A 17,390-nucleotide genomic window follows, 5' to 3' on the forward strand; every position below is an offset into this window, starting at 1 on the left:
GCGACGAGCAGCCGACGTCAGTTGGTGCGACCCCGACGGAAACGGAATGAGTTACGCGTTGAGTGTGCGCGGAGGCATAGTCTTCGCAATGACAGAAACGGCGCTCCTCATCTGGCGGGCCGCTGAGGGGATGAGCGACGCAACCAGCGTCGCGGCCGGCCTGGCCGGCCAATACGGGTGGGACCAGGCCGAGATCCTCGACGAGGTGACCGCCTTCTTGGCGCAACTCGTCGAGGCAGGCCTGTTGGAGCGATCAGGAGTGTCCGAGTGACCATTGTCGATCTGGTGCGAATTCTGCGCCGCAACGCAGCCGTGGTGGTGGTGTTTGCGCTGTTGGGCCTTGGCCTTGCAACCGCGTACACGATGACCCGCCCGACGGTCTACATCGCGGGATCTACCGCAGTCGTGGTCAGCGGCGACAGCCTGACTCAGTCCGACACGATCAGCGCCCAGTCGGTGACGGTGCAGCGCGCGTCGATGTATTCGGGATTGGTCGGCAGTTCGAAGGTGGCCGACCGCGCCCAGACGATCCTCAAGCAGCAGGGGCGACCGAACGCTACTGGCAGTGTCAGCGCAACATCGGACGCCTCGGCGCCGTTCATCCGGGTGACGGCCTCGGCAGCGAACGCAAAGGATGCCCAGGCGCTGGCGAACGCGACCTTGCTGGCGATCAAGTCCGAGGGCCTGCGGCTGGAAACCTTCGCCAAGACTCAGGGGCAGGGCGACCAGAGTGACGCCGCCCTGGAGAAGCTGACCGGGATCCACACGCTGGTGTATTCGCCGGCCGCTCTGCCGGGCGCTCCGCAGCGGCCCGACCTCAAACGAAACCTCGCCGTGGGGCTGCTCTTCGGCGCGCTTCTTGGCGCCTTGGTCGCGCTGGTGCGACGGGCCTTCGACGTTCGCGTGCGCACCCAGCAGGAGGTAGAGGAAATCACCGGTCGATCGGTGCTCGGTGTGGTGCCGCAGTCCAAGCAGTTGCAGCGTAAGGGCACTGGTGAGCGGGCCCTGGTCACCGGGGGAGCCGGCGAAGCGATGCGGCAGTTGCGCACCAACCTGCGGTTCGTGAACATCGACGCGCCACCGCGCGCGATCGTGGTCACCTCACCTGCCCCCGGTGACGGCAAATCGACAGTTGCAGCGCACCTCGCGCGGCTGATGGCGTCGTCCGGTCAGAGCACGGTGCTGATCGACTGCGACCTGCGACTGCCGACGCAGAACGAACAGTTCGGTGTCGATGGAGTGGTCGGCCTGACCCAGGTTCTCGCGGGAGACATTCCGGTCGATGAGGCAATGATCGAGTCCGGTGTGACGGACTTGCTCCTGCTGCCCGCCGGGCGCACCCCGCCGAATCCCTCGGAGCTGTTGGGCTCGCGGGCGATGCGTGAACTGATCCGCCAGCTGGCCACCGACCACCTGGTCCTGCTCGATGCACCGCCGATGCTGGCGGTGACCGACGCAGCATTGCTCGGGGCATCGAGCGATGGCGTCATCTTGGTGACCCGGATGGGCAACACCCACAAGATGCAGCTCGCCCAGAGTGCGCGGCTGCTGGAGCAAGCGAGCGCAACCCTGCTCGGCACGGTGATGAACAACGCGTCCGCCAAGCGGATGGGCGATGTCGTCTACGGCTACGGCTACAACTCGGGGGACTACGCGAAGTACCGCAGCTACTACGCCGCCGCCAGCGACGCCGTGCAGGAATCCGAGCTCGGGGCTGGCGCGTCGCGTGTCGACCGCCGCGCAGCCACCAAGAAGCGGGCAAAGAAGTAGCCGATGACCGCGCCGGTGCTGCCCCGACCCGTGACCGCGAGCACCGCGGGCGCGGCGATTCAGCGCGCCTCCGCCCGGCTGCGTGACTATCTCGACCAGTTCGCTGTCGTTGACCTGATCCTGGGCATGTCGATGGTGTTGGTGAACTATCCGATCACCGCCACGGTGCCGGGCAGTATTCCCATCGCGTTGGCAGTGATCGGGATCGCCGTCTTCCGCCGACCAACCCGGACCATCCGATGGGGCGGCCTGTTGTTGTTGGCCACCTTGGTCCTCTTTGGGTTCCTGATTGTCGTCTCGATGCAGGCCGGTCTGCCGTGGGCTCAACGCATCTCGAAGTTCTGTCTGTTGTCCGCGATGCTCATCGCGATCGTCCAAGGGCGGGTCGACTTCCGGGCCATGATCGTTGGCAATGCGTTCGCTTCGGTGGTGAACGTGCCCGCGTATTACGCCGGTCTCACCTCTGACAACTACCCGCCACATCTGACCGGGCTGTACGGCGACAAGAACGTCTCCGGGATGTACTACGCGTTGCTCGGCTTGCTGGTGCTGGCCGTCCTGCGCGGTCGGTGGCGCTATCTGTGGCTGAGCTGGTCTTTCCTGGCCGTCTTCCTCACCGGCTCGCGTACCTCGATCTCAGCGCTCGCGGTGGCTGTCGCGTGGTGGCTGCTGCGCAACCGGGTCGGACCTCTGCTGCGTTTGCTGTTCGCCGGTGGTGGGTGGTGGCTGTTGACCTATGTGGAGGCGAAGTTTGCTGAGTCGGGGGTCTATACCGATCGGACTAGCACCGACTGGTTCCGCCACCAGATCGACCTTGCGACCCAGGTGAAGATGAATCTGACTCCGTGGCATGGTATGGGCCTGAACGAGGGCTACGTCCTGCTCGGTGGAGTTCGCCGCGCCTGGTTCCATGACTCCTATGCCCAGGCGTTTGTCGAGGGCGGATATCCGTTCTTGTTCGCGACGATCGGTGCCTTCGCGCTGCTCGGGGTCGGGCTGTTGAGCCAACGAGCGACGGTCCAGCCCGAGTTGTTGGCCGCCGAAGCGGCCGTACTGGTGGTCGTGGTGTGTGCCTGGAAGCTGGGCGAGACCTTCATGACCGCAGGTGCCTTCTTTGCGCTTGCGGTGGCGATCTCCATGCGGTTGGGCGAGCCGATTCCCGTTGCGAGACAGTGGTGGCGGTTGAATCCCGCTACCCCAGGGAGTAAACGATGAAGCTCGCCCAGTTATTCGTGGAGAAGCAGGCCGGCTTGCGTTATCGGGTTGCCCGGGCCGGAATGCCGATCAAGCGAGCGGCCTTCGATCACATCGGTCGCCATTCGGTGATCGTCGCGCCCCTGATGCTGCAAGGGGTCGACCGCATCTCCATCGGCGACGGAGTGATCATGCGCGACGGCGCCTGGTTGGCCACCGAGGGCCCAGCGGGCCGGCTCGTCGTCGGTGACCACTGCTACTTCGGACATCGAACCCATTTGCACTCCATCGACCCAGTGACGATCGGCAACCGAGTCGTGGTTGCCGACAACGTGATGGTGACCAGCACAGACCACCAGCGGGGCGATCGACAAGCGGTCCAGGGAACAGGTGCGGTCACGATCGGCGACGACGTCTTCCTTGGCCAGAACGTGGTGGTGCTGGGTGGCGTACGGATTGGCGACGGTGCAACGGTCGCTGCAGGGGCCGTCGTGGTGAAGGACGTCCCCACCGGCGCTGTTGTCGGCGGAGTGCCGGCGCGCGTCTTGCGAGGTTCACAATGACCCGGCTGCTGCTGGTCACGCCGGTTTTCCACGGCTACGGCCACTCGATCGCTGAGTCCTTCGAACGAATCGGCTATGAAGTCGCGATCCATGAATACGACCGTGTCGGGTCTCGGGCGACGAAGGCCTGGAACAAGGTCCGCCACGAACTGCCGTCGCGGGTCCGTGGAGACGATCTGCATCAGTCGCTCGACGCAATGTCGCTGCGGGCCATTGAGGCGGTCCGAACTCATCGGCCAGACATCGTCCTGGTCATCCGTGGCGATGTCTTCGACGAGGAGTTCTGGGGTGTCGCTGGCGGCGAGGGTCGCCGCGCGGCGCTGTGGCTCTACGACGAGGTGCGCCGTACGCCTCGCTTCGACCGGGAGGTGGTCGCTCGGCATGCGGCGCTAGCGACGTACAGCCCGTTGGACGCCCTCGCGTTGACCGCTGCCGGATACCCGACGACTTACGTCCCCACCGGCTTCGATGATCGACGACCGGTCGGGATGTCGTCGCAGTCGATGCATTTGGTGAACTTCATCGGGGCTCCCTTGCCACGCCGGCTCGATGCCCTTGGAGCCTTGCTCGACGCCGACGTTCCGGTTCGTGCCTGGGGCCGGGGTTGGTCTGACCACCCAGTCGACAGGGCACGCACCTGGCGGGCGCGGGGTCGTGGAATTCCCAACGCCCGAGACGTTCCGGGTGACGTCGCGCTCGCGATCATGCGGGACTCGGCGGCGACGCTCAACGTCCACGGCGATCAGGACGGGTTGACCATGCGGACCTTCGAGTCGTGTGGTGTCGGTGGAGTCCAGCTGATCGACCGCCCCGATATCGGCTCGTTCTACGAGCCAGAACGTGAAGTGTTGGTGTTCGACAGCCTTGAGGAATTGGTCGAGCAGGCGCGCCGAGCGCTCGACCGACCGCAGGACTTCGCCCAGTTGCGGGAGAGAGCCCGCAACCGCACCCTGGCCGAGCACACGTTCGTTCATCGAGCCAGGCAGTTGGAGCAGTTGTGGTCGTAACGCCCGATCTCGACGCGGTGTCGATCGTCATCCCGCACTACGGTGACCCCCAGCCGACTCTGGAGCTGATCGCCCAATTGCAGGCGCAGCAGGGGCCGGTCACCGTGCAGCTGATCGTGAGCGATGACGCGTCACCTGAGCCGTTTCCCTCGGCGGCCGGAGTGGAGTTGGTCCGTCGAGAGCGCAACGGTGGCTTCGGCGCTGCGGTGAACACCGGGGCGAAGCTGGCCGTGCACGAGTCGCTACTGATCTTGAACAGTGACCTTCGCTTACCGGCGAACTTTCTCGTCGAACTCATCGCAGGTGCACACCCGTGGTGGCCAGCCGTTGTGGCCCCGAGGGTCGTTCATCCGCACGGTGCGGCGATTGTGTCAAGGCACTGGCCGACGGTCTCTCAGCAGATGGTGGAGTGGTTCGAGCCGTTCGCGCGGTTCCACGGGCGGGACTGGCTCGAGCGGATGCTCGGCAACGATGTGACGGCTCATCGGTGCGAGGGGCCTGCTCTTACCGATTGGGTGCTTGGGGTGTGCATGCTCCTGCCGGTCGAGGACCTGCGCGCCATTGGTGGCTTCGACGAGCGTTACTTCATGAACTGCGAAGAGATCGACCTACAGCGGCGCCTGCACCACGAGCGGAATCTTCCGGTGGTCCTTCTACCCACCCCGACCCTGAACCACGCGAGTGGTGCGAGTTCGGATCCGGAGCGTCGAGCTGGCTGGCTCACCGATGCACGCTTCAGGTACCACGAGAAGTGGGTTGGTGGGCCGGGGTTACGGCGGGCTCTCACAGCGACTACGACAGCGAATCTGGTCTGGGGCTGTGCACGGAAGGTGTTCGGTCGGGGAAACCGGCCGGTGGGAAATTTTGCACGGCAGCGGAAGTTGATTGCGCATGGCTGGACGACCAGAAACGGTCAGGAGAGCCCCGATGAAGATTGACTTAGTGCATGCGTTGCCGCGGTCATCGTCTGCATTCGGGCAGGACGGCGATGGATTCAGCGCAGCGATGAATATGATTGCTACCGAGCACGACGTGCGCTGGCTCAACGTACATCCGGCCAACGCTGATTATCGTGATCAGGCTCGTCACATCGGCGAAGGTGATGTGGTCCTCGTACGCAGTGACTGGGGATGGTATCCCGACCGCCTTGCGGCCCGTGCGCTCGTTCGAACGAACAGGCCGAGCGCCTTGTTGATCGCTGGCTCATCACCGCCGCCCCCTCGCCGTCAACAACTTCGCTATGACGCGTTGTTCTTCGAGACCCCGTGGTATCAGAGATTCATCCCACACCACCCCTATGCGCGGCAAGCGTTCGGCGTTGACACCTCGATCATGTTTGATCGGGGTCAAAGCCGAGACATCGACTACCTCTTCGTGGGTCGGCTCGCATCGTTCAAGCGTCCGCTGCGGTTGCTGACCAAGCAAGGGCGACGGGTCGCGGTGGGCGATTTTGCGTCGGCGCCGGTCGATGTTGTCGACAAACTCGTTGCTGACGGAGTGGAACTTATCGACCACGTCAGCCAAGAGGAACTCGCCGACTTGTACAACCGGGCGCACGTTGTTTTTGTCCCGTGTGTCCTGCAAGGCGGAGGTGAACGAGCGATCGTTGAGGGGCGGGCTTGTGGTTGCGAAGTAGAGATCTCGGACGATAATCCCAAGTTGGCGTCACTGCTGGCTGGTCCAATATCGTCTCATCGCGAGTACGCGCGGATCATCGAAGGATCGTTGCAAGACATTGTGGAAAATAGGACATCGTCGATCTCAGAAAAGATCCGCGGGTACGTCGAATTCGAGTCTCACATCCAGGTAGATAAGGTCCGTCGCCTGCCACAAACGATACGTATCCGTAGGGCGAATCGCCTCAATGCGGGAGGTTGAGGTGGAAGGGAATAGCCGTACATGGCCGCGCCGGGCCGCTAGATTCGTCGACTACCACGCCCGGCGCAGCAGCAGTCGCGCCGTCACCCGGTGGCGCGCTGGAAGCACGCGCGCGGTGAGCCTGCCCGCCCCGACCGGCATCGGTGTCGGCAATATGTTCAGTTTCTGGCTGTGGGCCCATCACGGGCGGCTGATCGGACAGGACCGGTGGGTCCGCCGGACCGACGCGATGAACCCCTGGTTGGCGGTGTTTCCCGACCTGCGGCCACTGGTCATCGAGGAGTCCAATATGCGGCTGCGGGATCAGCGCGACCGCGACTGGTATCAGGACTTCGACCGATTCCCACGGTCGCATCTGGAGTCATTCATTCGTAACCGGTTGCTCAGTTCGCCGACTCTGCCAATCGCGCCGGGCGAACATGATGTGGTGACGGTGAACGTACGGCGCGGCGACTATTACACCGACCCGCAGCTACGGCAGTTGTACGGATTCGACATCGCGTCGTACGTGCGGATAGCGATGGATGGATCCGCGGCCCAGGCGCCAATCAAACGAGTCGATGTGGTCTCGGACGACCCGGATTGGTGTCGGTCCGAGTTGGGATTTCTGAACGAATACGGTCCGGTGCGCTACCAGCTGTTGACTGATGGACCAATCGAGAACTTGGGCCAACTTGCCTCCGCCCGGCGGTTGGTGTTGGCAAACTCCACCTTTTCTTACTGGGGCGCCTATCTGAGTAACGTTCACTTTGAAGACAACTACTCCATGATCTGGGCGCCGGAGTTTCATCGGCGCGATGTGAACAATGGCAGGGCGTGGCAACTTGATCCACGCTGGTCTGTGGTTCGGGATCGACCCCTGACGTAGAAAGAGGCAGAATGGTGAGTCTCCGACATGATCTTCAGCAATTCAAGCACCGGCTTTGGCTAGCGAAACAGCGGAGCGTATCGGCATCCCGAAATGCCTACGACCAAATAAACAGATTGGACGACCGACTCCGCGACCACCCGTTCGTTGCAGCGGACTATGCAGGTCGGGATGGCCAGTGGTCACTAGATAGTTTCTGGCGATTCGACAGCGAAGACGTTCACCCGCCGCGGCCCGTGCAACGGCGAATCTTCGCGTTCTGGCTCGGCGATAACCCCATGTCGGCAAAAAGAGCGAGTTGCTTCAATGCGCTCGTCAGCCAACATTCGAACATCGACCTTCAGTTGGTCACGACCGAAACATTGCCGGCCTTCGTAGTCACCGGTCATCCACTACATCCGGCGTTCGAATACCTTGCTTTGCACCACCAGTCAGACTACTTGCGCGGATACTTCATGCATCACTATGGCGGCGGCTACAGCGATATCAAGAGGCCACTAGCTGACTGGAGCCCGGCATTCGCGCGGATCGAGGACGAGGGGGACGTCTGGATGGTGGGCTACCAGGAGCCCTCGTCCAAGGACTGTGCTCGGATAGAAAGTCCTCTTGGGAAGGAGCTGCGTCGACGCTCGGGGGTCTTGGCTGGCAACGGCGCGTTTATCTGTCGCCCAGGAACCCTGCTCACAGCAGAATGGACCGCGGAGCAGGAGCGGCGAATGAGCTATTACGAGCCGCTTCTCCGTCAGCATCCGGCCCAGGACGCCTACGGCACAAATAAAGATTACCCAGTGCCGTGGACCATGCTGCAAGCACAGGTACTGCAGCCTCTCCAATTCAAGTATCGACGCCACCTGGTGTTGGACCGGTCGGTGCGCCCGGATCTCACAAACCACCGGTGATGGCAGGGGCACGTGCTCGGCGAGTAGCTCAAAGATAATTTTCGAGGGTAGGCATAAGTTGGAAATCGTAAAACAGGCGTGATCTGTATTTCACCAGTATCGGGTCGAGGATCTGCGCCAAGATGCTGGTGAACTCGATCGGATACCCGGGGTTGTCGCCGCGAGCGTTCCCGGGATTCGCGAGTAATGCCTCATACTTTTCATCCAGGACCGTGTTCAGTTGCCGCCACCATTCTGCGCTGATCGGAGTCTGCGGACGAGCGAGGTAGGAGCACTGTCCCAGCCGGTGTTCCGAAAACTGGATCATCTTCCGCTCCAGCTGAGGGTCTGGGATGTTGGGGCCCATGAGGCGAACTGGGACGCGGTAACCACCCATCCAACAATCGGTCCCATCCATGCGATCGAAAACCGGCCCCCAGGGGTGGAGCGGAGTTTTGATGTCCGCGTACCCTCCACCGTGGAAGTGCAGGACGTAACACCGCAGATAGTCAGCGCGATGAATCCAGGCCAAATTGTCGTACGCCGGGTGAAGCGGGTGCTCAGGGAGGACGATCTCACTCAAACTGGATGGCGTGACGAGCTTTATCTCAATGCCGGTATGCAGACGCCGCATCTCGTCCAGTGCCCGCCGGCGATTTGCCGAGAGGTCGTTGTCGCCGGTCCAGAAGCAATAGATACGCCGAGGGATCGGCTCGTTGGTCTGGCGGGTGAGAGGTTCATTGTACGGAAGATGAGTCCCCGTCCAATCGGTTGAGTTGAACGTCGGTGGCTTCAGTCGGTGGACGGCCCTAAAGGCCGGCTCGAGCGAGCCCGCCACCTGAAATCGATACGGCTTGTAGGCGACGAACGCCCGATGCTTGGCTCGCCGCATGGCGCGCATCGGTGAGAGGGGGTTCATGGCCCCCAGTGTAGGTCTGCATGCGGCGGTTTGGGCGATGATCTGAAAGAGCGCAGGCGCTGGGAGAGAGGCGCACTCAAAGGTTCGAACGACGGTCACGTTCGTGTGATTGAGCCCACTTTTGGCGCGCGAGTTGAGTAAGCTAGTTCCGCTGCCTGAAGTAGCCGAGTGGAAGGTTTGTCGTGAAGCTTGAAAAGATCGGAACGAAAGTGGAGCACCGCCGTATTGGCCGTGCCGTTACACGGGCGCATGCGGCCGACCCGACAGGTGCGGCTTACAGGGGCCTCCACGCCCACTCTTTGCTTCTTGACGGGGTGAAATATAATTCAGCGCGCGAACCGCGGGCGAACCTCGTCATGGCCACTGTTCAGAGAGACACGATTTTCGCTGGGGTTCGCACGGCTCTCAAGGCTGGCGCATTAGTGTCGCTTGAGACTGGCATGAAACTGCGGATTATGAGCTTTAGGTTGCTCGACCGCGGAGACAGGCGAACCATCCGTGCGACCCTTTCGGAATTCGGTGTCTTCGATGCCGAAATCGTCGACTTGTCTCAGCTTCATCGGACCCATTCGCATGCTTCGGATTTTTGGATAGCAACCTACTGGACGACGGCGCACTGTCTACAGTTGCTTGCACAAAGGGGGAGGGTGGACGCGGAAAAAATCCTCTACTTAGTTCAAGATTATGAACCATTATTCTACGTCGCTTCTTCGGATTCCGTGCTCGCCGAAAGGACGTACAAATGTGGTTTCAAGATGATCGTCAATAGCCAGCCTCTTGCTCAATACCTGCGCGATGAGGCTGGTGTCGATATTGACAAGTCTCAGGTATTCCGGCCAGAGCTTGACTGGAATCGGCTTCAAGAAGTCGCCAGTTCAAGAGTGGACCGAACCGAATCGGTCCTTTATTACCATCGACCTTACCGAGCTGGAAACATGGGTCAGCTCGGTTGTGCGGCGCTCCGTCGGGCAGCGATATTGTACGAAGGCAGGGTTGGGCGACCACTTCATGTCATCGCAATGGGGTCCTCGGACCCGTTGGACCTCGGCCCCGCTGGGCGTGCGGAGCTTTTGGGCAGGCTGAGTTGGAGCGATTATTTTGATGTCCTTCGGCGTGGCCAAGTTCTGCTCTCCCTGCAGGCCACGCCCCACCCATCTCATCCGCCACTGGACATGGTTCTTGCTGGCGGAATTTCGGTAACGAACGAGCTCAGGGGAACCCGGGGTGAGTTACACCCGCGATTGCATGCGGTTGATCCGGATCCTGAGAGTTTGGCCATGGCCGTGGTGCAGGCGCTTGAAGCCGGACGTGACAGCGCGGAGGACGCGGTGTCCACTCAGCACATGGTTGAGTCGCTCGGCACCCCATTCGAGAGTGCCGTGCGAGCGGTGTTGGCGACGCTATAGGCCTGGCTGAACGCAAACCGTAGTTTGGGGGTGAACAGGTGCCGCGCGTCACGGACGAGCGAGAGGGCCTCATCGCTATGGCAACTTAGTCCCAATTTCTAGTTTCGCCAGAAGAGATTTCCTCGTTGTCGAGTCTCCCGAGCGATACGAGTCTCGAGAAGTGGGCGGATTTTCGTGCAACCTCAGAGAAGGTGCCCACAGCTTCGACCCGACCGGAACTGAGGAATGCCAGCTGATCAACGTGCTTCACACTCGACAGCCGGTGGGCAACCAAGATCGTGGTGGTGGTTCCGCTGAGCGACCGCATGGTTGCGGTGATCTCATGCTCGGTGACGTTGTCTAGCGCTGACGTTGCTTCGTCGAGCACCAGTACGCTCGGGCGACGATAGAGAGCCCGGGCGATCCCGAGTCGTTGGCGTTGGCCGCCCGATAGTCGCGAACCGCGTTCGCCGACCCTTGTGTCGACGCCGTCGGGCAGGTCGTTGACCAGGTCCTCGAGCTGGGCATGACGCACGCAGTCGCGGAGGTGTTGTTCGTCCCTGTCCTCCTCGGCGACCGCGAAGGCGATGTTGCCGGCGAGGGTGTCGTCGGCAATGTAAACGTCCTGCGGGACGTAGGCAACGACGTTGTGCCACGCGGACCCTGCAGTGGTGGTCGGCCTCCCGTCGTAGGTGACCTGACCGCTGGTTGGTGGGATCAGTCCGAGGATGATGTCGACAAGCGTCGTCTTCCCCGAGCCACTCGCGCCACAGAGTGCGAGTGAGGAACCGGCGGGGATCTCCAGGTTCACGCTCTCGAGCACGTTTTGATTACCGTCGGGGTAATGAAAGCTGACCGACTCGATTCGGATAGTTCCGTGTTGGGGCAGCACCTGGGAGTTGCCGGCAGGTCCGGCGGGAGGGCCGACGCTCGACGCTCCGCGCAGTGCCTTCACGGTGATGCTGAGGCCATCACGGCCAACACGAATTGTTCCCATCGTCGCCGTTAACGCAACCATGAGCGGCAGAATTTTTATCGTCGAGGCGACGAACAGGCTGAGGGTCGGCATCGCGTTGCGTGCACTCCCAGCGAGCACCTCGACGACGATCAGCAGGACGAGACCCGCCATGGTTACGAGTTCAAGAAGGTACTTCGGCATGAGCGAGAAGAAGTTGGCCCGGCGCCCCGCTTGCACGGCCATGACGTTGCCGTCGTCGTAGCGATCCACGAAATAGCCTTGTGCGTCATGCAACACCGCTTCGCGGAATCCGAACATCGCGTCAACCAGCGCGTGGCTGCTGACCCAGGACGCCTGTTGTGCATCCGCGCCGGCCCTACGGTTCAACGGGGCCAGCACTCTTTGGATCACGAAGACGACTACGCCGAAGTAAATCGTTGCGATCACGGTGGGCAGGGGAGCGACGACTAGCAGCAGTATTGCGATCAAGCCCATGGACAGGGACGAGCTCAGGAGGCCGAGGATGCCCCCGAGCACCGAGGCGTGGGCGGCTTGGACAGCGGACCCGACAGTTCGCATCAGGTCGGCACTGTTGCGTCCACGGTGCGTGAGGTAGTCCTCGGACATGTAGACCGACAACAGGCGGCGCGAGGTGCGCGTCTGCAGCCGGGCGATGAAGCCGAGGCCCCACCAGTTAGCCAGCGCCCCGATGACTGCTTTGAGAATGAACGCGGCGATCATGACCGCGGCGAGTGTGATGACGAACGAGCGCCGGGACTGGGAGCCCAACAACGAGTGCAGGGTGCCGAGCACGCCTGTGTCGAGCGGTGCGTCGAGAACGACCTGCATGAGCGGGAAAATCGCGGCGACGCTGACGACGTCAAGGCTGGCAATCACGAACTGGATCAACGCGTAGACAACTAACAGCCGGCGTTCGCGGGGCGCGAACGTCGACACGAGGTACTTCAGATCGTCCTTCATTTCTGAACACCTTGCCGTAACGCACCAACCCGCATCGTCAGTTGGTCCATCTCTTGGGCCAAGATCGCGGTCGGTGATCCGAGAGTGTCACTGATGGCGCGCAGGCGATGACGCCAGTCCAATCGATCCAGCGCCGCGATCTGAAGGTCAATCACCCGCTGGTTGGTGTGGTCGGAGACTGCGCTCCGGAGTTGGGCGAGGGCCTCATCCCGGGCGGCCGGCAGTTCGATCCACGCTGCATCGGGAATCAGGTCGGCCGCCTGACACCGGGGTCGTTGCCCCGCGATCCGAGTGCCACAGGCGACGGCGTCGGTGAAACGAGCCGAGATGTAATCGCGTGAGGGATGGGCATAGTCTGCGGGGCTCGCCAGGCTGCTGGAGGCGAGCACAACCTTGGAGCGCAGCAGGTGGTCGATCACGAGGCGTTGGTTCTGTGCACCATCGGGAGCAAGGGGGAATCGCCCCTGGTAGGAAATGCCGGCGCCAGCCAGGGACGCAGCATTCAACTCGTCGTCGTCCCACGCCGCGGGCTGGCGTCCGAGCCGAAAGACATCGATCGGTTTCGGACCAACTTCATTCGAGGTCGCCAGCAATGCGTCAGTGCCCCACGGCAGCCATCGGGCATCGAGTCCCATGGCGTTGCTGTAGTGATCGACCAGTTCACCGTCAGTGACCCACACGTGGTCGATCGAATGGCGCTCACGGGCGAAACGGGGGATCCGTTCAGTCCAAAAGGAATCGATGATCCAGGCACCCACGACGTCATACCGCCCGGCGATCATGCCGGGTCGGGCAAGCGAGAGCAGGTCGCCGGGGTGGGCCGCGATGATCAACAGGTTGCGATCGCCGGCCCTCCTCCGCGGGGTCATCGAGAGCAGTTTCCGCAGATGCCCGTACGGCCTGCTGGGGTGGATGAACACCGGCTCCGTATGCCACAGGCGGGCGGCGAGGTGAGCCAGGGCGGTGATCGGTCCCCAACCTCCGGAGGAATCCGGTGTCGCACACCAGACGTCGGTGGCGGTCACCGCGGGCCCGACCGATAGCCCGCGTCAGCGGCCGATTCGACGAGCAGGGCAACGGCTTTCCGCCCGATCGCGGCGGGAAGGAAGGGCAGCGCGCGGTCCAATACCCGCCCTCCCCGGGACACCCGCGCCTCGCTCAGCCTGGGCGCGAGCGACGTCGTGAGCCTGGACCACGGCGTGTCGGGAGTTGTTTGGCCACCGGCCGACCCGATGCCGTGCAGCTGTTCGAACTGGTTTCGCGCTTGGCCGGACCAGAAGGCACGTTGTGCGCGCAGCGCGGGTGTGACCGCAGCCATGTGGTGACGCACCTCAGCGGCCGGCTGCATCACGATGGGGAATCCTGCCTGGTGTATCCGGTATCCGTAGTCGACATCCTCCCAACCGTAAGCGCGGTAGCGATCATTGAACGGCCCGACCTCGGCCCACACGGCGCGGGTGATCGAGGTATTGCCGCCCCAGAACTGCCATCGGGCTGCTGGGTCGGCAGCGTAGGCGGCAGCGCGCGATCGGCGGTCGGCGTCTGCGCCGTACGCCCGCATGTAAGCGTTGTCGGGAGCGATGTTCAGCGGAAGTCCGATGACGCCCCCGTCGCCGTCCTCATGCGCGGCGACGTGTGCGCCGATATGTCCGGGCGACGGTTCGAAGTCGTCGTCGCAGCGGATCACGACATCACCGGTTGCGGCCTCAAACCCAGTGTTGAGCGCTGCTGCGCGGCCTCGGTTTTCGGGCAGCACGATGCAGCGGATCGGCAGGTGAGTGAATCGATCGACCACGGCTTCGGACTGGTCGATGTCGCCGTCAATCACGACGATCGCCTCCCACTCGGGGAACGTCTGTGCGGCGAGTGCGGCGAACAGCCGGGGGAGACGGTCGGCTCCACCGCGGGTGGGGACCACCAACGAGGCGCGATGGGTGGTCACCAGCGCCGCCGAATGATGCGTTCCGCGACCTGGCCCTCGAAGTTCCCCAGAACGGCGCCCGCGGTCGCGGCGAATTCGAACCGTTCGGCGTGCGTGCCGCGCCGGGTTCGAACCCATCCGATCGGAAGCCCTGCTACCGATGTCACAGCCCACCGCATTGACATGCCGCGCACCGGCCGGCCGGCTTGGCGGCTCTTTGACCACATCCGCAGCTGGGAACGGGCATATCCACGACGCTGTCGGAACACCTGGCGTTCTGTCGTCCGGAGGCGATAGTCGACCAGCATGTCGGGCGCGAACTCCAGAGGGCAGCCGCGTTCGATCAACTTCCAGGACAACTCGACGTCTTCGGTGCCGCCCAACAGGGACTCATCGAAACCACCGACGTCACGAAGCGTGCCGCGGCGAACCGCCATGTTGCAGCCGATCGCGAACCGTTCGTAGTCCAGGAACACGAACGGCTCCTGCACCACGGGGGGAGCCACAACAGCTACCGAATCAATCCCGAGATAGGTCCGCCACGTGAACTCTGGGTTGAGCCGGTCCAGACGAAGTGGCCCCGTGGCCAACGCGTCGTGATCGTTGAGGGTATCGAAGGCGGCTCGGACCCAGCCGGGGCCGACGACATCGTCCCCGTCACACAGGCCGACGATCTCGGCGCGCGCATATTCGATTCCGACGTTGCGCGCGTAGGCCTGTCCACGGCGTCCGGTGGCGGATACGACCCGGATGTCTAGTCGACCGGCGAAGTCAGCAGCGACCGCGCGCAACGCTTCGGAACCTTCGTTGTCGGCCAACAAGACTTCGAACGCGGGCGCCGACTCCTGAGCGACGAAAGCGTCCAGTTGCGCTGGCAAGGTCGCTTCGTTTTTGAAGTATGCAATGACGACGCTGACGTCAGGGCTCGTTGTCATGGTGCCTCTGTTGCGAAGGAAAGCGATGGCGACGTCAGCGAGTCGTAGACGTCAGCAATTCGAGCAACCATCTCACGGACAGTCGGCACGTTAGCCGGAAGATTGGGCCGTCGATCCAGGTGGAGGCCCTGATCCACGATGGCCGTTGCCATAGCCATCTGTTCGCTCGGATCGATGAGGCAGTGGGTCGGGAGGATCTCCGGATTTCCGCCGATCGGGCTGGCGACGACGCCGAGTCCTGCGGTAACGGCTTCCAACAACGAATAAGAGAAGTTGTCGGCGAGTGACGGCTGAACAAGGACGTCGTGGTCCCTGAGCGCCTGCGCTGCGTCAACGAAGCCTGGGAAGGAGACGGACTCCTCAATACCGAGTTGCTCTGTCAACGCTCGCAGCTCGCCCTCCTGATCCCCTTCTCCGGCGACCGTCAAGGTGGCCTGCGGGTGATCGACCACGACCGGCGCGAAGGACCGCAAGGACGCCGCGATGTTCTTCTCGGGGGAGAGGCGTGACAGTGAGAGCAGCCGAAGCCCCGGAGTTCGCGACGGGTGAGGGATGCGGTCGATCCCGTTGTTGATCACCGTGATGGGCGCTGTGGGTCGCCAGAAGCGAAGCATGTCGCGCTTGGTCGACTCGCTCACCGCGATGAGGGCAGCGAACCGGCGGATCCGGGTGTGGTGGGCAGCCTGCCGGGACCAAGCCTTGGCCCGGCTTCCGTGGAAGATCAGCGGGTCCTCCGGGATGTGGTGTTCGGTTGAAACCAATGCAACTGGAAGGCCGATCGTCGCCATGGTGACCAGGAAGTCTGCCTTGGCGAGGTGAGAGTGGACGATTGCCGGCTGTAGTCGCCGGACAGTCGTGCGCAGCGCCCGGGACACCTCGGCGATCGAACCGTCGATCGACAATGGGATGACCGGGCAGTCGAGCTCTCGCAATCGGTCTAGCAGCGGCCCCTCGGGTGCGGTGACAACCAGTCGGAAACCAGGAAGCCCGACACGGGCGACGTCGAGGATGTGGCGGGCGACTCCGGCGAGGTTCGCCACCGGAGCTACCCAGAGCACGATGCGCTCACGCATTTTCGGGCACCGCCGCGACAGGCTTCCGATGACGGATGCGCTCGCCAAGGACGCGGGTCAGCCGAGTCTCAATGGTCGCGTGGACGGCCCACGCCAAGAGCAGCGAGACGAGAACGGCCAGGATCCGGGAACCGTACGGGCCGACGCGGTCAACCGTGCGCAAAATGACGATGTAGCCGATGTTCTGATGCAGGAGATACAGCGGATAGCTGATCGAGCCAACCCACGTGAGTGGCCGCCACCGAAACACCGGCACCGATTCCGTCGCGGCCGTTGCCACGAACACGCCGATCAACACGATGAGGAACAGCGGTGCTGGATGCTCGTCGAGCAGCAGCTCTGCTCCGACCGCGATGCCAGCCAGCAGCACGATCAGCAGAGGGGGAAAGCGGCGGCTGCCCTCACGTACTTCGAACATGACCATGCCCAAGCCGAACAAGGCCGCGTATTGGCCCGCAGAGGCAGTGACCGCAAGGTGCACGAGTGACGAATCCATCGTGCTGTCGAGGTAACAGAGGGCAAGGCCTATCAACGACCAGGTCGTCACAAAGGCCGTGACGAACCGGGTCGACAACCGTCCGCCCAACAACCACAGCGACACCGCGATCAGGCCGTAAAAAATGATTTCTCGAGACAGCGACCAGTAGGCGCCGTCGATGCTGCGCACGCCGACGAACGCCTGCAACATCGTGTAATTGGCCGCGAGCTCGGCGCGGCTTCGACCCAGTGGTGCAACATGGGCGCCGTAAACGGCGACGATCGTGATAGTGAGGCAGACCCAGTAGGTCGGGTAGAGGCGCAATGCCCGGGCAAGACTGAAGTCCGGGGCAGTTCGCCGACGGCGCGCGGTCATGAAGATGACGAAACCACTGATCATGAAGAACAGCTGCACGCCAAGGCCGCCGGCGTAGAACGTCACCGGAAACCGCCGATGGCCGGGGAAGAAGATGTCGAACATCGTGGAGTAGTGAACGAACAGAACCATGATGACGGCGATGCCGCGCAGCCCGTCGAGTTCGACGAAACGTCCGCCCCCGGAGGCAGCCGATGCACGCTTCAC

General features: G+C 62.8%; 17 protein-coding genes. 10 read left to right on the forward strand and 7 right to left on the reverse strand.

Going from position 1 to position 17,390, the window contains the following annotated elements:
- Nucleotides 1-46 precede the first annotated feature (46 nt).
- From ACYU98_RS00500 to ACYU98_RS00540, 9 genes are all read left to right on the forward strand, one after another.
- Nucleotides 47-271 carry a PqqD family protein gene (locus tag ACYU98_RS00500; RefSeq protein ID WP_460466628.1) on the forward strand — a complete coding sequence of 75 codons (225 nt, stop codon included), beginning with the start codon at nt 47-49 and terminating at the stop codon, nt 269-271.
- Nucleotides 268-1,770: a tyrosine-protein kinase domain-containing protein gene (locus ACYU98_RS00505; protein ID WP_460466214.1), complete on the forward strand. Its 1,503-nt coding sequence runs from the start codon at nt 268-270 to the stop codon at nt 1,768-1,770. The genes ACYU98_RS00500 and ACYU98_RS00505 overlap by 4 nt, the downstream gene beginning before the upstream one ends.
- Before the next feature lie 3 nt (nt 1,771-1,773).
- A complete protein-coding gene (locus tag ACYU98_RS00510) occupies nt 1,774-2,985 on the forward strand; it encodes a hypothetical protein (RefSeq protein ID WP_460466215.1) in 1,212 nt (403 codons plus the stop codon).
- Complete coding sequence (locus ACYU98_RS00515) at nt 2,982-3,527, forward strand: acyltransferase (protein WP_460466216.1); 546 nt, start codon at nt 2,982-2,984, stop codon at nt 3,525-3,527. The genes ACYU98_RS00510 and ACYU98_RS00515 overlap by 4 nt, the downstream gene beginning before the upstream one ends.
- A complete protein-coding gene (locus ACYU98_RS00520) occupies nt 3,524-4,534 on the forward strand; it encodes a CgeB family protein (protein WP_460466217.1) in 1,011 nt (336 codons plus the stop codon). The genes ACYU98_RS00515 and ACYU98_RS00520 overlap by 4 nt, the downstream gene beginning before the upstream one ends.
- A complete protein-coding gene (locus ACYU98_RS00525; protein WP_460466218.1) occupies nt 4,525-5,472 on the forward strand; it encodes a glycosyltransferase family 2 protein in 948 nt (315 codons plus the stop codon). The genes ACYU98_RS00520 and ACYU98_RS00525 overlap by 10 nt, the downstream gene beginning before the upstream one ends.
- A complete protein-coding gene (locus ACYU98_RS00530; RefSeq protein WP_460466219.1) occupies nt 5,462-6,412 on the forward strand; it encodes a glycosyltransferase family protein in 951 nt (316 codons plus the stop codon). Before ACYU98_RS00525 ends, ACYU98_RS00530 begins: the two co-directional genes overlap by 11 nt.
- A gap of 115 nt (nt 6,413-6,527) precedes the next feature.
- The gene (locus ACYU98_RS00535; protein WP_460466220.1) at nt 6,528-7,280 is read left to right on the forward strand and encodes an alpha-1,2-fucosyltransferase; all 753 of its coding nucleotides are present in this window, start codon (nt 6,528-6,530) and stop codon (nt 7,278-7,280) included.
- Between the two features lie 116 nt (nt 7,281-7,396).
- Entirely contained in the window at nt 7,397-8,179 is a 783-nt protein-coding gene (locus tag ACYU98_RS00540) for a glycosyltransferase family 32 protein (RefSeq protein WP_460466221.1), read from the forward strand.
- Nucleotides 8,180-8,207: 28 nt separating this feature from the next.
- Here ACYU98_RS00540 and ACYU98_RS00545 read toward each other — a convergent pair whose 3' ends face one another.
- Entirely contained in the window at nt 8,208-9,077 is an 870-nt protein-coding gene (locus tag ACYU98_RS00545; RefSeq protein WP_460466222.1) for a glycosyltransferase family 32 protein, read from the reverse strand.
- Between the two features lie 182 nt (nt 9,078-9,259).
- Between ACYU98_RS00545 and ACYU98_RS00550 the strand changes: the two genes are divergently transcribed.
- On the forward strand, nt 9,260-10,483 hold the full coding sequence (locus tag ACYU98_RS00550; protein WP_460466223.1) for a rhamnosyltransferase WsaF family glycosyltransferase: 1,224 nt from the start codon (nt 9,260-9,262) through the stop codon (nt 10,481-10,483).
- An 85-nt stretch (nt 10,484-10,568) separates the two neighbouring features.
- On the opposite strand, the gene ACYU98_RS00555 is transcribed toward ACYU98_RS00550, so the two are convergent.
- From ACYU98_RS00555 to ACYU98_RS00580, 6 genes are read right to left on the reverse strand one after another with little or no spacing between them, the layout of a single operon-like run.
- Nucleotides 10,569-12,401, reverse strand: coding sequence for an ABC transporter ATP-binding protein (locus ACYU98_RS00555; protein ID WP_460466224.1), 1,833 nt, complete (start codon nt 12,399-12,401; stop codon nt 10,569-10,571).
- Nucleotides 12,398-13,426 carry a hypothetical protein gene (locus ACYU98_RS00560; protein WP_460466225.1) on the reverse strand — a complete coding sequence of 343 codons (1,029 nt, stop codon included), beginning with the start codon at nt 13,424-13,426 and terminating at the stop codon, nt 12,398-12,400. The genes ACYU98_RS00555 and ACYU98_RS00560 overlap by 4 nt, the downstream gene beginning before the upstream one ends.
- Nucleotides 13,423-14,343 (reverse strand): glycosyltransferase family 2 protein, encoded by a 921-nt coding sequence (locus ACYU98_RS00565; protein WP_460466226.1) that lies wholly within the window; start codon nt 14,341-14,343, stop codon nt 13,423-13,425. Before ACYU98_RS00565 ends, ACYU98_RS00560 begins: the two co-directional genes overlap by 4 nt.
- Nucleotides 14,340-15,257 carry a glycosyltransferase family 2 protein gene (locus tag ACYU98_RS00570; protein ID WP_460466227.1) on the reverse strand — a complete coding sequence of 306 codons (918 nt, stop codon included), beginning with the start codon at nt 15,255-15,257 and terminating at the stop codon, nt 14,340-14,342. Before ACYU98_RS00570 ends, ACYU98_RS00565 begins: the two co-directional genes overlap by 4 nt.
- Nucleotides 15,254-16,330, reverse strand: coding sequence for a glycosyltransferase family 4 protein (locus ACYU98_RS00575; RefSeq protein ID WP_460466228.1), 1,077 nt, complete (start codon nt 16,328-16,330; stop codon nt 15,254-15,256). The genes ACYU98_RS00570 and ACYU98_RS00575 overlap by 4 nt, the downstream gene beginning before the upstream one ends.
- Nucleotides 16,323-17,390: an acyltransferase family protein gene (locus tag ACYU98_RS00580; protein WP_460466229.1), complete on the reverse strand. Its 1,068-nt coding sequence runs from the start codon at nt 17,388-17,390 to the stop codon at nt 16,323-16,325. Before ACYU98_RS00580 ends, ACYU98_RS00575 begins: the two co-directional genes overlap by 8 nt.

This window comes from Calidifontibacter terrae (genome assembly GCF_054778835.1).

What these genes read in the sequence shown, in the direction of transcription:
- ACYU98_RS00515 (WP_460466216.1), top strand. Translation starts at nt 2,982, where the DNA reads ATGAAGCTCGCCCAGTTATTCGTGGAGAAGCAGGCCGGCTTGCGTTAT.
- ACYU98_RS00555 (WP_460466224.1), bottom strand. Translation starts at nt 12,401, where the DNA reads ATGAAGGACGATCTGAAGTACCTCGTGTCGACGTTCGCGCCCCGCGAA.
- ACYU98_RS00530 (WP_460466219.1), top strand. Translation starts at nt 5,462, where the DNA reads ATGAAGATTGACTTAGTGCATGCGTTGCCGCGGTCATCGTCTGCATTC.
- ACYU98_RS00510 (WP_460466215.1), top strand. Translation starts at nt 1,774, where the DNA reads ATGACCGCGCCGGTGCTGCCCCGACCCGTGACCGCGAGCACCGCGGGC.
- ACYU98_RS00545 (WP_460466222.1), bottom strand. Translation starts at nt 9,077, where the DNA reads ATGAACCCCCTCTCACCGATGCGCGCCATGCGGCGAGCCAAGCATCGG.
- ACYU98_RS00570 (WP_460466227.1), bottom strand. Translation starts at nt 15,257, where the DNA reads ATGACAACGAGCCCTGACGTCAGCGTCGTCATTGCATACTTCAAAAAC.
- ACYU98_RS00500 (WP_460466628.1), top strand. Translation starts at nt 47, where the DNA reads ATGAGTTACGCGTTGAGTGTGCGCGGAGGCATAGTCTTCGCAATGACA.
- ACYU98_RS00575 (WP_460466228.1), bottom strand. Translation starts at nt 16,330, where the DNA reads ATGCGTGAGCGCATCGTGCTCTGGGTAGCTCCGGTGGCGAACCTCGCC.
- ACYU98_RS00520 (WP_460466217.1), top strand. Translation starts at nt 3,524, where the DNA reads ATGACCCGGCTGCTGCTGGTCACGCCGGTTTTCCACGGCTACGGCCAC.